The 14,851-nt window shown below is 73.1% G+C and carries 10 protein-coding genes; 8 read left to right on the top strand and 2 right to left on the bottom strand.

All coding sequences use genetic code 11. The features are described 5' to 3' along the window. The 3 genes from ACWC5C_RS15930 to ftsY all read left to right on the top strand — a co-directional run bounded on the left by ACWC5C_RS15930 (position 1) and on the right by ftsY (position 4,166). Positions 1-2,145 carry a sensor histidine kinase gene (locus tag ACWC5C_RS15930; RefSeq protein WP_450875981.1) on the top strand — a complete coding sequence of 715 codons (2,145 nt, stop codon included), beginning with the start codon at positions 1-3 and terminating at the stop codon, positions 2,143-2,145. Continuing rightward, positions 2,142-2,858 carry a response regulator gene (locus ACWC5C_RS15925; protein ID WP_450875980.1) on the top strand — a complete coding sequence of 239 codons (717 nt, stop codon included), beginning with the start codon at positions 2,142-2,144 and terminating at the stop codon, positions 2,856-2,858. The genes ACWC5C_RS15930 and ACWC5C_RS15925 overlap by 4 nt, the downstream gene beginning before the upstream one ends. 81 nt (positions 2,859-2,939) lie before the next feature. Continuing rightward, positions 2,940-4,166, top strand: a complete 1,227-nt coding sequence (ftsY, locus tag ACWC5C_RS15920) for a signal recognition particle-docking protein FtsY (RefSeq protein ID WP_450875979.1) — start codon at positions 2,940-2,942, stop codon at positions 4,164-4,166. A 92-nt stretch (positions 4,167-4,258) separates the two neighbouring features. Here ftsY and ACWC5C_RS15915 read toward each other — a convergent pair whose 3' ends face one another. Beyond that, positions 4,259-4,918: a bifunctional DNA primase/polymerase gene (locus ACWC5C_RS15915; protein ID WP_450875978.1), complete on the bottom strand. Its 660-nt coding sequence runs from the start codon at positions 4,916-4,918 to the stop codon at positions 4,259-4,261. Between the two features lie 443 nt (positions 4,919-5,361). Here ACWC5C_RS15915 and nsdA point away from each other — a divergent pair, with 443 nt between their 5' ends. The 5 genes from nsdA to ffh all read left to right on the top strand — a co-directional run bounded on the left by nsdA (position 5,362) and on the right by ffh (position 13,775). Continuing rightward, complete coding sequence (gene nsdA / locus ACWC5C_RS15910) at positions 5,362-6,864, top strand: transcriptional repressor NsdA (RefSeq protein ID WP_450876156.1); 1,503 nt, start codon at positions 5,362-5,364, stop codon at positions 6,862-6,864. Between the two features lie 207 nt (positions 6,865-7,071). Beyond that, complete coding sequence (locus ACWC5C_RS15905) at positions 7,072-8,451, top strand: ammonium transporter (protein ID WP_450875977.1); 1,380 nt, start codon at positions 7,072-7,074, stop codon at positions 8,449-8,451. Further along, the gene (locus ACWC5C_RS15900) at positions 8,448-8,786 is read left to right on the top strand and encodes a P-II family nitrogen regulator (protein WP_358621118.1); all 339 of its coding nucleotides are present in this window, start codon (positions 8,448-8,450) and stop codon (positions 8,784-8,786) included. Before ACWC5C_RS15905 ends, ACWC5C_RS15900 begins: the two co-directional genes overlap by 4 nt. Before the next feature lie 57 nt (positions 8,787-8,843). Next, complete coding sequence (locus ACWC5C_RS15895; RefSeq protein WP_450875976.1) at positions 8,844-11,378, top strand: [protein-PII] uridylyltransferase; 2,535 nt, start codon at positions 8,844-8,846, stop codon at positions 11,376-11,378. 840 nt (positions 11,379-12,218) lie between these two features. Continuing rightward, positions 12,219-13,775, top strand: a complete 1,557-nt coding sequence (ffh, locus tag ACWC5C_RS15890) for a signal recognition particle protein (protein ID WP_450875975.1) — start codon at positions 12,219-12,221, stop codon at positions 13,773-13,775. A gap of 76 nt (positions 13,776-13,851) precedes the next feature. Here ffh and ACWC5C_RS15885 read toward each other — a convergent pair whose 3' ends face one another. Next, positions 13,852-14,697 carry a methyltransferase domain-containing protein gene (locus ACWC5C_RS15885; RefSeq protein WP_450875974.1) on the bottom strand — a complete coding sequence of 282 codons (846 nt, stop codon included), beginning with the start codon at positions 14,695-14,697 and terminating at the stop codon, positions 13,852-13,854. Between the last annotated feature and the right edge of the window lie 154 nt (positions 14,698-14,851).

The raw sequence follows: 14,851 nt of genomic DNA, 5'->3' as shown, positions 1-14,851 counted from the left end.
ATGCGGCACGCCCTTCCGAAAGACCGTGCCGTGCAGGCCGCGGGCGGGGTGTCGGCGCTGTTCGTCGTGGTGCTGGCGGGCTGGCTCGCCGGTCTGCTGCGGATCAACGACCAGTGGCTCGACCTGTCCTCCACCCGTATGCGTGGCGCCACGCTCCTGACCTCGGTGGCCGTGGGCGTGCCGGTGCTCGGCGTCGGCGTCCTGCTGCTCGCCGAGCGGTCCGCCCGGCGCTACGGCGGAGTGCTGCTGGTGGCGGGCGCCCTGTGGCTGCTGCCCTCGGCCGTCGCCGACCTGCTGGGGCCCGCCGGGCTCGGACCGGCGGGCGCCGCCCTGTCCCTGCTGCTCGCGGTGGCCGCCATGGTCTGCCGGCCGCTGACCGTCCTGCTGCTGCCGCTGTGGCTCTTCCCGCGCGGCGCCAAACGGCGCTGGCACTGGTGGGCCATGAGCGCGGCCGCCTCCGCCTACTGGCTCGGTTACGCCGCGCTGTGGCTGATCAGCGAGCCACGGGTCGGCGCGGTCACCAACCCCGCCTTCCACACTGCGGGTGGCCAATGGGCCTTCGACCACCTCGACACCTACGCGGCGGCCGAACCCTGGGTGCTGCGCAGCGTGGCGGTCGCCGTCACCGCCGCCCTGTGCTGCCGCGCCGCCGTATCCGGCGGCGCCGAGCGGCGCGACTGGGCCCTGCTGGCCGCCGCCTACCCGGCCTGCGTCTCGCTCCTGCTGTCGGAGTGGGGCGAGGGCATGCCCACCATCGCCGCCCGCACCCTCGGCAGCGCGGTCTGGGCGGCCGCCATCTGCCTGGGCGTCGCCCGCACCGGGATCTGGCGGCTCGACCGCTCCACCAGCCACCGGCTCGCCCGCGCCTTCGTCCTCACCTCGTTCGCCGCCGTCGTCGTCTGCGCCGCCGTCGCCGTGCAGGCCGGACTCCCCTCCGTACGCGACGGGACCACCGTCGTCGCCGTCGGCGGCGCCCTGCTGCTGGGCTGGGCCCTGCGGCCGTCCGCCCGCTGGCTCACCCTCCGCGTCGAGCGCGCCTTCTACGGGCCCCGGGCCCGGCCGCACGAAGCCGTCAGCGCCCTGGCCGTACGTCTGCAACAGGCCCCGCACCCCGGCGAGGTGCCCCAGCAGATCTGCCGCAGCGCCGTCGAGGACCTCGGCGTCTCCGGTGCCGCCGTCAGCGTCGACACCCGCGCCGGGCCCCGTCGCCTGGCGGACGCCGGGGCACCCCTCACCGGCCGCGTCCAGACCTACCCGCTGCGCCACCACGGCCGCACGGTCGGGCGGCTCGAAGTCTCCCGCGACGGCTCCGGCACCCCCGCCGAGCGCGACAGCGGGCTGCTGTCCCTCCTCGCCGACCAGGCCGCCCCCGCGCTCGCCGCGCTGTGGCTGGCCGAGGAGGCCCAGGCCGCCCGCGAGCGGCTGGTGCTCGCCCGCGAGCAGGAGCGGCGCAGACTGCGCCGGGAGATCCACGACGGCCTCGGGCCCCAACTCGCCGCCGTACGGCTGCGCCTGGACATCGCCCAGACCTCCTGCCCGCCCGGTCACCCGGCCTGCGTCCAGCTCTGCGAGGCCGCCGAAACCCTCGCCGAGGCGCTGGTCGAGGTGCGCCGCATCACCGCCGGGCTCGCCCCGGCCGCCCTCGCCGAGCGCGGCCTCGCCGGTGCGGTGCGGGACCTGGCGCGGCGGCTCGGCGTGGACGGGCTGCGGGTGAGCGTCGCCAGCCGCCCCGCCGTCCTGCCCCCGCTGTCGCCGGGCGTGGAGACCGCGGCGTACCGGATCGCGGCCGAGTCGCTCACCAACGCCGTACGACACGCCCGGGCGCGCCAGGTCCGGGTCGAACTCGCCACCGACCCCGACACCCCCGAAACCCTCGACATCACGATCACCGACGACGGCAGCGGACTGCCGGAGACCGCGGTGCGCGGCGTCGGGCTGGCCTCGGTCCGGGAGCGGGCCGAGGAGATCGGCGGCTCCTGCACGGTCACCGGCTCCGCGACCGGCACCGTGGTGCACGCGGTGCTGCCGCTCATCGGACCCGGGGAGCACGAGGACCCAGAGGAACACCTGGAGCACACCGGATGCCGGTCCTGTACGACACTCATCACCCAGGCCAAGCCCAGAGAGAGGACCCCGGCGCCATGACCGCGCCGGTGGGCGCCCCGGTGGGCACGCCCGTGGGCGCCGCCGTGACCGCCCCGGTGGACACCGCGCAGTGGCGCGTCCTGCTCGTCGACGACCATCCGCTCTTCCGCGAGGGCCTGGCCGCCGCCCTCAACCTGGACGACGCCTTCACCGTCGTCGGCCAAGCGGCCTGCGCGGACGAGGCGGTCGCCGAGGCGGGGCGGGCCGCGCCCGATCTGGTGGTGATGGACCTCGGGCTGCCCGGCCGGTCCGGTCTGGAGGCCACCCGGCGCATCCTGTGCGCCCGCCCCGAGGCGCGGGTGATGGTCATGACGATGTCCGAGGACGACGACAGTCTGCTGGCCGCCGTGCGCGCCGGGGCCCGTGGCTATCTCCTCAAGGGAGCGGGCCGGGACGAGATCCTGCGCGCCCTGCACACCGTGGTGCGCGGCGGCGCCGTCTTCAGCCCGCGCATGGCGGAGCGGCTGGGGGTGCTGCTGGGCGCCTCCGGCGCGGCGTCGGCCAAGGAGGCGTTCCCGACGCTCACCGCGCGCGAGCGGGAGGTGCTGGACCTGCTCGCGGGCGGGCTCGGCTACCGGCAGATCGCCCAGCGGCTGGTGGTCACGGACAAGACCGTGCGCAACCATGTCGGCTCGATCTTCGCCAAGCTCCAAGTGCACGACCGGGCCCAGGCGATCGTCCGGGCCCGCGAGGCTGGGCTCGGCGGCGAGTGACGAGGCGAGTGACGAGGCGAACGATGAGGCGATGACGAGGCGAATGACTCGCTTGGCCATGTGTCTGATACTGGGTGGGTTATGGAATTCGTCATCCTTGCTGTAGTCATCGCTGTGGTCGCGCTCGCCGCGATCAGCGGGCTTGTGATCAGCAGCCGCAAGAAGAAGCGACTGCCCCCGGCACCGCCGAGCAGCCCGTCCGTCACCGCGCCGCCCGCCGAACCGCACGTCGGCGAGGAGGCCGAAACCCCGCGCGAGGAACCGCGCAGAACCATCGAAGAGGTGGACCTGCCCGGCGCCGAGGCGCCGGCCGCGCCCGCGGAGGCCGCCGCCCCCGCCGCGCCGGAGGCCCCGCCGGTCGAGGTCCCGGAGCCGACCGCCGGACGGCTGGTCCGGCTCCGCGCCCGGCTGTCCCGTTCCCAGACGACTCTGGGCAAGGGGCTGCTGACGCTGCTGTCCCGTGAGCACCTCGACGACGACACCTGGGAGGAGATCGAGGACACGCTGCTGACCGCCGACGTCGGCGTCGCCCCGACCCAGGAGCTGGTCGAGCGGCTGCGTGAGCGCGTCAAGGTGCTCGGCACCCGCAGCCCCGAGGAGCTACGCGGGCTGCTGCGCGAGGAGCTGCTGCACCTCGTCGGCACCGAGGCCGACCGGACCGTGCACACCGAGAGCGGGGTGGGGGCGAACGGCGAGGAGAAGCCGGGCGTCGTCATGGTCGTCGGGGTCAACGGCACCGGCAAGACCACCACCACCGGCAAGCTGGCCCGGGTCCTGGTGGCCGACGGCAAGTCGGTCGTGCTGGGCGCGGCGGACACCTTCCGGGCGGCCGCCGCCGATCAGCTGCAGACCTGGGGCGAGCGGGTCGGCGCCCGTACGGTCCGCGGCCCCGAGGGCGGCGACCCGGCCTCGGTCGCCTTCGACGCGGTCAAGGAGGGCATCGCCGAGTCCGCGGACGTCGTCCTCATCGACACCGCCGGGCGGCTGCACACCAAGACCGGTCTGATGGACGAGCTGGGCAAGGTCAAGCGGGTCGTGGAGAAGCACGGCACGGTGGACGAGGTGCTGCTCGTGCTCGACGCCACCACCGGGCAGAACGGCTTGGTGCAGGCGCGGGTCTTCCGCGAGGTGGTGGACATCACCGGCATCGTGCTCACCAAGCTGGACGGCACCGCCAAGGGCGGCATCGTCGTCGCGGTCCAGCGCGAACTGGGCGTACCGGTCAAGCTGATCGGACTGGGCGAGGGCGCGGACGATCTGGCGCCGTTCGAGCCGGAGGCGTTCGTCGACGCGCTGATCGGCGACTGATCCGGTCCCGCACCGCCGGACGGGCTTGAATCGACCATCGATTCAAGCCCGTCCGGCGTTTGTCCGGCTGTCCGGCGTTGTACGGGAAGAACTCAGGACCCGGCGCGGTGGCTCACATAAGCGAGGGTGCCCAGCACCAGCCGGGCGTGCGGCGGGCGGCCCGCCGTGTCGAGGGTCGGCGGGCGCAGCCAGCGCACCGGTCCCAGGCCCCCGAGGTCGGAGGGCGGCGCGGTGATGTGGTCGCCCTTCCCTAAGCAGCACAGATCGAGGTCCGCGTCGTCCCAGCCCATGCGGTAGAGCAGGTCGGGGAGTTCGGCCGCGGCCCCCGGTTCGACGAAGAACTGGGCGCGCCCGTGCGGGGTGACGGCGACCGGGCCGAGCGGCAGCCCCATCCGCTCCAGCCGCACCAGGGCGTGCCGCCCCGCGTACTCGGCCACCTCCAGGACGTCGAACGACCGGCCCACCGGCAGCAGGACGGCCGCCCCCGGGACCTCCTCCCACGCCGCCGCGGCGGCGTCGAGCGTGGCGCCCGCGGGCACGCCGGGGACGCAGCCGAGCGGATGGGCGCCGGGGGCCGGGCAGTCGGCCGCACCGCAGGAGCATTCGCCCGAACCGCGCGCGGCCCGGGCGCCCGGCACCACGTCCCAGCCCCACAGCCCGGTGTACTCCGCCACCGTGGTGGACTCGGACGTACGGCCGCGGCGCCGTGAGCCGGACCGCATCTCCCGGATGCCGCCGATCGTGAAGCCCATGCCCCCTCCAACGGGTCGCGCTCTCGATGGTTACGAGCCGGAGCGCACTCATGACGCTCCGTCGCCGAAGTGGTGCGGCAGGTGGTGTGTCGCGGTGTAACGGGTGGTGCGGAACGGCGCATGCGCCCCGCTGTGCACCTCTTCGCGTTCTTCCGGTCGCCCCGTGTCAAGTGAATCGTGTGAATCGGTGAAGGGGTTCATTCGAAGGGGTGGCGAATGGTGGCGTTTTCCCGATCCACCTCGCATAGAGCGTGATCGTAGGATTACTTTCGGTGCACGATCCCCGGTTGCGAGCATATGCCCGGCCGCGGTCCGGTACTTGCCACTGGCAAGGGCCGGTTCCCGTGGCGGACGGTTGATGCGCCGTATCGCGGGGACAACTGACCGTGACAGAAGGCATTCTGGTGGCGGTCCGGGAAGATTCGTGGGATGGGGGCGTTCCGGTGGGCGACAGCGGCGGCGGTGCTGACAAGCGACCCAACGCGCAGCTGGGATCGTGGTTTGTGCGCAGCGGCTGGTCGAAGGGGGAACTGGCCCGCCAAGTGAACCGCAGGGCACGTCAGTTAGGCGCGCATCACATCAGTACGGACACCTCGCGGGTGCGCCGCTGGCTGGATGGGGAACAGCCGCGCGAGCCGATCCCGCAGATCCTCTCCGAGCTGTTCTCCGAGCGCTTCGGCTGTGTGGTCGGCATCGAGGACCTGGGGCTGCGCCCCGCCCACCGGTCACCGTCCGTGTCCGGGGTGGATCTTCCCTGGGCCGGTCCCGAGACCGTCGCGCTGATCGGCGAGTTCTCCCGCAGCGACCTCATGCTCGCCCGGCGCGGCTTCCTCGGCACCTCCCTCGCCCTCTCGGCGGGCCCCGCCCTCATCGAGCCGATGCAGCGCTGGCTGGTGCCCTCGCCGAGCGGGGCGCCCGGCGGCGCGCGCGCGGCGGACAGCGGCCGCTCACGGCGCATCTCCCGGCTCTCCGAGCCGGAGCTGGAGCTGCTGGAGTCCACCATCACGATGTTCCGCGCCTGGGACGCCCAGTGCGGCGGCGGGCTGCGCCGCAAGGCGGTGGTCGGCCAGCTCCACGAGGTCACCGACCTGCTCCAGGAGTCGCACACCGAGGCGGTGTCCAAGCGGCTGTTCAAGGTCGCGGGCGAGCTGGCCCAGCTGGCCGGGTGGATGAGCTACGACATCGGCCTCCAGCCCACCGCCCAGAAGTACTTCGTCCTCGCGCTGCACGCCGCCAAGGAGTCCGGCGACCGCCCCCTCGGCTCGTATGTGCTCTCCAGCATGAGCCGCCAGATGATCCACGTCGGGCGGCCGGACGACGCGCTGGAACTGATCCACCTCGCGCAGTACGGCAGCCGGGAGAGCGCCACCCCGCGCACCCAGGCCATGCTGTATGCGATGGAGGGCCGGGCGTACGCCAACATGGGCCAGCCCAGCAAGTGCCACCGCGCCGTCAAGATGGCCGAGGACACCTTCGCCGACTGCGCCACGGGCGACGGCGACCCGAACTGGATCGGCTTCTTCTCCGAGGCCGAGCTGAACGCGGAGAACGCCCACTCCTACCGCGACCTCGCCTATGTCGCGGGCCGCAGCCCCACCTACGCCCAGCTCGCCGACCCGGTGATGCGCAACGCCGTGCGCCTCTTCGGCGAGGAGACCGCCGAGGGCGAGGGCGGGCACCAGCGTTCGTATGCGCTCAACCTGATCGGCATGGCCACCGTCCACCTCCTCCAGAAGCAGCCCGAGCAGTGCGTGGAGGTCGCCCAGAAGGCGCTGCCGCTCGCCCAGCGGATCCGCTCGGAGCGGGTGAACAACCGCCTGCGCAAGACCGTGGACACGGCGGTGCGCCACTTCGGGGACGTGCCCGAGGTCGTCGAGCTGAGCGACAGGCTCGTCGAAATGCTGCCCGATTCCCCGGACGAGACGGGCGCCCCCCGGGCCGTCTGAGGCGGCCCGGAGCGGGTTGCGGCACGGTAACGGAGCGGAAGGACCGCTTACCGTCAATTCATCGGCGCGTAACACGCCCGCGCCCTTCGTCACTGCCGCGAAACATCGAGCGGCATCGACTGAAACGGCGCTGCGCCAATCTCGTGGCGAATACCGGCCCTTTTGTTTATTGCCCGCACGGGCCGTTTCGACAGCGAGGAGACGCCGATGCCAGTGGGCATCACGATGCTTGCCGCGGACAAGATCACGCCCGATGACGCACTCAGCGCGGCCAACACCGGGTTCATGCTGCTGTGCGCCGCGCTGGTCCTGATCATGACGCCCGGCCTTGCCTTCTTCTACGGCGGCATGGTCCGCGTCAAAAGCGTGCTGAACATGCTGATGATGAGCTTCATCAGCATCGGCATCGTCACCGTCCTGTGGGTCCTCTACGGCTTCAGCGTCGCTTTCGACAAGGGCAATGACCTGTTCGGCGGCTTCGACTGGCTGGGCATGCACAACATCGGGCTGACCGAGCTGTGGCCCGGCTACACGATTCCGATCTATGTCTTCGCCCTGTTCCAGATGATGTTCGCGATCATCACCCCGGCGCTGATCAGCGGCGCCCTCGCGGACCGCGTGAAGTTCACCGCCTGGGCGGTGTTCATCGCCCTGTGGGCGACGGTCGTCTACTTCCCGGTCGCGCACTGGGTGTGGGCCGCCGACGGCTGGGCCTTCAAGCTCGGCGTGATCGACTTCGCGGGTGGTACCGCCGTCCACATCAACGCGGGCGCCGCCGCGCTCGGCGTGATCCTCGTCATCGGCAAGCGGGTCGGCTTCAAGAAGGACCCGATGCGGCCGCACAGCCTGCCGCTGGTCATGCTCGGTGCCGGTCTGCTGTGGTTCGGCTGGTTCGGCTTCAACGGCGGCTCCTGGCTCGGCGCCGACGGCGTCACCGCGGCCGCCTTCACCAACACCCAGGTCGCCACCGCCTCCGCGATGCTCGGCTGGCTCGCGTACGAGAAGATCCGGCACGGCTCCTTCACCACCCTGGGCGCCGCCTCCGGCGCGGTCTCCGGACTCGTCGCGATCACCCCGGCCTGCGGTGCGGTCAGCCCGCTCGGCGCGATCGCGATCGGCGTCATCGCCGGTGTCGTCTGCGCCATGGCGGTCGGCCTGAAGTACAAGTTCGGCTACGACGACTCGCTCGACGTCATCGGCGTCCACATGGTCGGCGGCCTCATCGGCTCGCTGCTCATCGGCCTCTTCGCCACCGGCCGGGTGCAGAGCGAGGCCAAGGGCCTGTTCTACGGCGGCGACGCCAGCCAGCTCGGCAAGCAGGCCGCCGGTGCCTTCGCGGTCCTCGCCTACTCCCTGATCGTCTCCGCGATCCTGGCCAAGGTCGTCGACCTGGTCATGGGCTTCCGGGTGGACGAGGACGACGAGGTCGCCGGGATCGACCAGGTCGAGCACGCCGAGACGGCGTACGACTTCGCGGGCGCGGGCGGCGGCACCTCCCTCGGCGGCCTCCAGGCGGCCGCGCACTCGGCGGCCGGTGAGGCGAAGAAGAAGGACGCCAAGAAGGACCCGAAGAAGGTGGACGCGTGAAGCTCATCACGGCGGTTGTGAAGCCGCACCGGCTCGACGAGATCAAGGAAGCCCTCCAGGCGTTCGGCGTGCAGGGCCTGACCGTCACCGAGGCCAGCGGCTACGGGCGCCAGCGCGGCCACACCGAGGTCTACCGGGGCGCGGAGTACACCGTCGACCTGGTGCCCAAGGTCCGCATCGAGGTGCTGGCCGAGGACGAGGAAGCCGACGACCTCATCGAGGTCGTGGTCAAGGCCGCCCGCACCGGAAAAATCGGGGACGGCAAGGTCTGGAGCGTCCCCGTCGAGACCGCGGTCCGGGTCAGGACCGGCGAGCGGGGCCCGGACGCCTTGTGAGCCACCCGTGAGGCATCCAGCAAGCGCATGTCCAGCTGACAGGGAGCAGCCGAGTTGATGGAACGCGTCGAGGCAACGACAGAGACGACCACCGACTCGGGCCCCGGCGGCTACGCGGCGGCCCGGCTGCGGCTCCTCCAGGAGGAGTCGCGGTCCGGGCCGCCGCGCCGTAGCGCGCTGGCCGGACTCACCGACCAGTGGCTGGCCGCGCTGCTCACCGGCGGCGCCGAGACCTCCGGGATCACGGAGGGCGTCGCGCTGGTGGCGGTCGGCGGATACGGACGCGGCGAACTGTCCCCGCGCAGCGACCTCGACGTCGTCCTGCTGCACGACGGCTCCGCCGACCCCTCGGCCCTCGCCGCGCTGGCCGACCACGTCTGGTACCCCGTCTGGGACATGGGGCTGGCCCTCGACCACTCCGTACGCACCCCCGGCGAGGCCCGCAAGACCGCCGCCGAGGATCTGAAGGTCCAGCTCGGCCTGCTGGACGCCCGCCATCTCGCGGGAGACGCCGCCCTCACCGCGGGCCTGCGCACCTCCGTCTTCGCGGACTGGCGCGCCCAGGCCCCGAAGCGCCTGCCCGAGCTGCGCGAGCTGTGCCAGGAGCGCGCCGAGCGCCACGGCGAGCTGCAGTATCTGCTCGAACCCGACGTGAAGGAGGCTCGCGGCGGACTGCGCGACGCCACCGCGCTGCGCGCCATCGCCGCCTCCTGGCTCGCCGACGCGCCCCGCGAGGGCCTGGACGAGGCCCGGCGGCGGCTGCTGGACACCCGCGACGCGCTCCACCTGGCCACCGGCCGGGCCACCGACCGGCTGTCCCTCCAGGAACAGGACCAGATCGCGGTGGCGGTCGGGCTGATGGACGCCGACGCCCTGCTGCGCCAGGTCTACGAGTCGGCCCGGACCATCGCGTACGCGAGCGATGTCACCTGGCGCGAGGTCGACCGGGTGCTGCGCGCCCGCTCGGCGAGCCGCCCGCGGCTGCGCGGACTGCTCGGTGGCCGTGGCCGTGGCGGCTCCGGCGACGCCGGGCAGACGCCGGGGGAGCGCAGCCCGCTCGCCGAGGGCGTCGTCGAACAGGACGGCGAGGTGGTGCTCGCCCGCGCCGCGCGCCCCGAGCGCGACCCCGTGCTCCCCCTGCGGGCCGCCGCGGCCGCCGCCCAGGCCGGTCTTCCGCTCTCGCTGCACGCCGTACGGCGGCTGTCCGCCGCCTCGGGCCCGCTGCCGGTGCCCTGGCCGCCGGAGGCCCGGGAGGAACTGGTCACCCTGCTGGGCGCGGGCGAGTCCACCGTGCCGGTCTGGGAGGCGCTGGAGGCCGAGGGCCTGATCACCCGGCTGCTGCCGGACTGGGAGCGGGTGCGCTGCCGCCCGCAGCGCAACCCCGTGCACCGGTGGACCGTCGACCGCCACCTCGTGGAGACCGCGGTGCGCGCCAGCGCCCTCAGCCGCCGCGTCGGCCGCCCCGACCTGCTGCTGGTCGCCGCGCTGCTGCACGACATCGGCAAGGGCTGGCCCGGCGACCACTCGGTGGTGGGGGAGACGATCGTCCGGGACGTGGCCGCCCGGATCGGCTTCGACCGCGCCGATGTGTCCGTCCTCGCTACTCTCGTACGTCACCATCTGCTCCTCGTGGAGACCGCCACCCGCCGCGACCTGGACGACCCGGCCACCGTGCGCGCGGTCGCCGAGGCGGTCCGCGCCCCCGCCACCCTGGAGCTGCTGCACGCCCTCACCGAGGCCGACGCGCTGGCCACCGGGCCCGCGGCGTGGAGCGCCTGGCGCGGCGCGCTCGTCGCCGACCTGGTCAAGCGGGTCGCCGCCGTCCTCGCGGGCGAGCCCGCGGCGGACCCGGACGACCCGCAGCAGATCACCGCCGAGCAGGAACGGCTCGCGATCGAGGCGTGCCGCACCGGCGGCCCGGTGCTGGCCCTGCACGCGAGGTCGGAAGCGCTGCCGTCTAGTGACTCGGCTGACTCGGCTGACTCGGCGACGGAACCGGAACCGATCGGCGTCGAGCTGCTGATCGCCGTCCCTGACCAGACCGGAGTGCTGGCCGCGGCCGCCGGGGTGCTGGCCCTGCACCGGCTCACGGTCCGGGCGGCCGACCTGCGCGCCGTGGAGCTGCCGTCGGAGCTGGACGGCGCGGACAAGCCCGGCGGCGTCCTGCTGCTGAGCTGGCGGGTGGCCGCCGAATACGGATCGCTGCCGCAGGCCGCGCGGCTGCGGAACGATCTGCTCCGGGCGCTGGACGGCTCGCTCGACATCGTCGCCCGGCTCGCCGAGCGCGAGGCCGCCTACCGCAAGTACCCGCGCCGCCGCGGCGTCCACGCCCCGCCCCCGCGGGTGACGGTCGCGCCCGGCAGCTCACAGCTCGCCACCGTGATCGAGGTCCGCGCGCAGGACGTCCCCGGCCTCCTCCACCGCATCGGCCGCGCCCTGGAGGCGTCCGGTGTGACGGTCCGCAGCGCCCACGTCAGCACGCTGGGCGCGAACGCGGTCGACGCGTTCTATGTCACGGACCCCACGGGCGCCCCGCTGTCCCCCATGCGCGCCGCGGAACTGGCCCAAGAGGTAGAGCAGACCCTGCGCTAGGCCCTACCGTCCGTCCCCCGTTCGGCCACCGGCCTCCCCGACGCCGGGCAGCCGCGCACCCAGGAGCAGAGACGCCCTGCCCCCGCCCCTGCGCCGTTTGAGGAGTCGGGTCCGGGGCGGGAATACCTGACCTCCAGCCCCTGCGGTGGGTGAGGAGCGGGGCCCTGGGGTGAAGGTGCCCCACTCCAGTCCCTGCGGCGTTTGAGCGGCTGGGCACCCCGGGGCGGAGAGGCCCCTGCCTCCGGCTCCTGCGGTGTTTGGGGAGTCGGGTGCGGGGCGGGGATACCTGGCCTCCAGACCCTGCGGTGGGTGAGGAGCGGGGCCCTGGGGTGAAGGTGCCCCACTCCAGTCCCTGCGGCGTTTGAGCGGCTGGGCACCCCGGGGCGGAGGTGCCCCTGCCTCCGGCTCCTGCGGTGTTTGGGGAGTCGGGTGCGGGGCGGGGATACCTGGCCTCCAGACCCTGCGGTGGTTGAGGAGCGGGGCCCTGGGGTGAAGGTGCCCCACTCCAGCCCCTGCGGCGTTTGAGCGGCCGGGGACCCCGGGGGGCGGAGGCGCGTCTGCCCTCGGCTCCTGCGGTGTTTGAGGGGTCGGGTTCGGGGCGGATGTGTCCCGCCTCCAGCCTCTTCGGCGTTTGAGGGGTCGGGTCCGGGGCGGATGTGCCCCGCCTCCAGCCCCTCCGGCGATTGAGGAGCGGGGGCCGGGGCGGGGCCCCGGTTCGGGAAGGGGCGGGGTGGGGGAATGCCGCGTCGTGCGCCCGGGGGCAGACCGTTACCTCGGCGTGCGGATACCCTTGGAGGCCGACCGCCGACCCGACATCCGACCGAAGGATTCGCGACCACCGTGTTCGATACCCTCTCCGATCGCCTCGCAGCGACTTTCAAGAACCTCCGGGGCAAGGGCCGCCTCAGCGAGGCGGACATCGACGCGACGGCACGCGAGATCCGGATCGCCCTGCTCGAGGCGGACGTCGCGCTGCCCGTCGTACGGGCGTTCATCAAGCAGGTCAAGGAGCGCAGCCTCGGTGCCGAGGTCTCCCAGGCGCTGAACCCGGCCCAGCAGGTCATCAAGATCGTCAACGAGGAGCTGATCGGCATCCTCGGCGGCGAGGCCCGCCGCCTCCGCTTCGCCAAGCAGCCCCCGACGGTCATCATGCTCGCCGGTCTGCAGGGCGCCGGTAAGACGACGCTCGCCGGAAAGCTCGGCCGCTGGCTGAAGGGCCAGGGCCACGCGCCGCTGCTCGTCGCGTGTGACCTCCAGCGCCCCAACGCCGTCAACCAGCTCTCGGTGGTCGCCGAGCGCGCGGGCGTCGCGGTGTTCGCGCCGGAGCCGGGCAACGGTGTCGGCGACCCGGTGAAGGTCGCCAAGGACTCCGTCGAGTTCGCCAACACCAAGCAGCACGACGTCGTGATCGTCGACACCGCCGGTCGCCTCGGCATCGACGAGGAGCTGATGCGTCAGGCCGCGGACATCCGCGACGCGGTCAGCCCGGACGAGGTCCTGTTCGTCGTCGACGCGATGATCGGCCAGGACGCGGTGAACACCGCCGAGGCGTTCCGCGACGGCGTCGGCTTCGACGGCGTGGTGCTCTCCAAGCTCGACGGCGACGCGCGCGGCGGTGCCGCGCTGTCCATCGCGCATGTCACCGGCCGTCAGATCATGTTCGCCTCCAATGGTGAGAAGCTGGACGACTTCGACGCGTTCCACCCGGACCGCATGGCGTCCCGCATCCTCGGCATGGGCGACATGCTCAGCCTCATCGAGAAGGCCGAGCAGACCTTCAGCCAGCAAGAGGCCGAGAAGATGGCGGCCAAGCTGGCGAAGGGCCCCAAGGAGTTCACGCTCGACGACTTCCTGGCGCAGATGGAGCAGGTCCGCAAGATGGGCTCCATCTCCAAGCTGCTCGGCATGCTGCCGGGCATGGGCCAGATGAAGGACCAGATCAACAATCTGGACGAGCGGGACGTGGACCGCACGGCCGCGATCATCAAGTCGATGACGCCGGGCGAGCGCCAGGACCCGAACATCATCAACGGCTCCCGCCGCGCCCGTATCGCCCGGGGTTCCGGCGTCGAGGTGAGCGCGGTCAAGAACCTGGTGGAGCGGTTCTTCGAAGCGCGCAAGATGATGTCGAAGATGGCCCAGGGCGGCGGCATGCCGGGGATGCCCGGGATGCCGGGCATGCCCGGCGGTGGCGCCACCAAGCGCAAGGGCAAGCCGCAGAAGAAGGTCAAGGGCAAGCAGCGCAGCGGCAACCCGATGAAGCGGAAGGCCGACGAGCAGGCCGCCGCGGCCCGCCGTGAGCAGGCGGGCCAGCAGGGCGGCGCGTTCGGCGCGCCCGGCGGCCAGGGCGCCCAGGACTTCGAACTCCCCGACGAGTTCAAGAAGTTCATGGGCTGAACCCGCCCGCACAGCACCGGGTGCGCGGGTCCCTGCCACGGACGGCAGGGACCCGCGCACCCGTATACGCGGACGTTCAGACCCGGGCGATCAGATACCGCAATACGTTCGGCATCCACACCGTCCCGTCCGGACGCTGATACGGATGCAGCGCCTCCGCTATCTCCTTGCGCACCTGCGTCGGATCGGTCGCCCGCTCCGCCGCGTCGAACAGCCCCGTCGAGAGCAGTCCGCGCACCGCGCTGTCCAGGTCGGCGTACCCGAACGGGCAGGCCACCCGCCCCGATCCGTCCGGCCGCAGCCCGGCCCGCTCGGCCAGCGTCTCCAGGTCGTCCCGGCCGCACGGCCGCCAGCGTGCCGGGGCGCACATCGGGTCGGCGAGCCGGGCCCCCACCCGCAGCACCGACGAGGTGGCGCACCGCTCCGGCGGACCCCACCCGGCCAGCACCACCGCGCCGCCGCGCTGGGCGAGCGCCGCGGCCGCCGTGAGCGAGGAGGCCGCCGCGCCGGGCCCGCCGGGGCCGCCCGCCGCCGGGGCGGGCAGTGGCTCGAAGGCGGTCACGACCGAGAAGCGCGCGGTCGCCGCCGCCTCCCGCGCGCACGCCGACTCCGGACCGCCGGGCCCCAGCCGCACCGGGTCGCCCAGCCGCTCCCGCGCCAGCGCGAGGCGCGGCTCGTCCGTGTCGACGCCGCAGACGTCGGCGCCGCGTCCGGCCGCCATGAGCAGGGCGAGCCCCGAGCCGCAGCCCAGGCCCAGCAGCCGGGTGCCGGTGCCGACGTCCAGCCGTTCGTACACGGCCTCGTACAGCGGTACCAGCATCCGTTCCTGGATCTCCGCCCAGTCGCGGGCGCGGGCGTGCGGGTCCGCCGTGCGCGGTGGGGAGGGGTGCGGGTGGTGCCGCCGTACGAGCGTAGATGTCATCGAAAGGGCCCCAATCAGCGAAGAGCAGTGCCGTCGTCAGATCCGCCGTTGTGCGCCAGAGGGTGCCGTGTGGATCGTGCCGGGCTCTTCCACAGGGCACCCGCTCGTCGCGTCCCACCCCCGTATGCCAGAGAACTCCGCATCCGTCCCCGCG

Source organism: Streptomyces sp. NPDC001700 (assembly GCF_053596435.1).
This window is presented reverse-complemented; position numbering and strand designations above follow the sequence as displayed.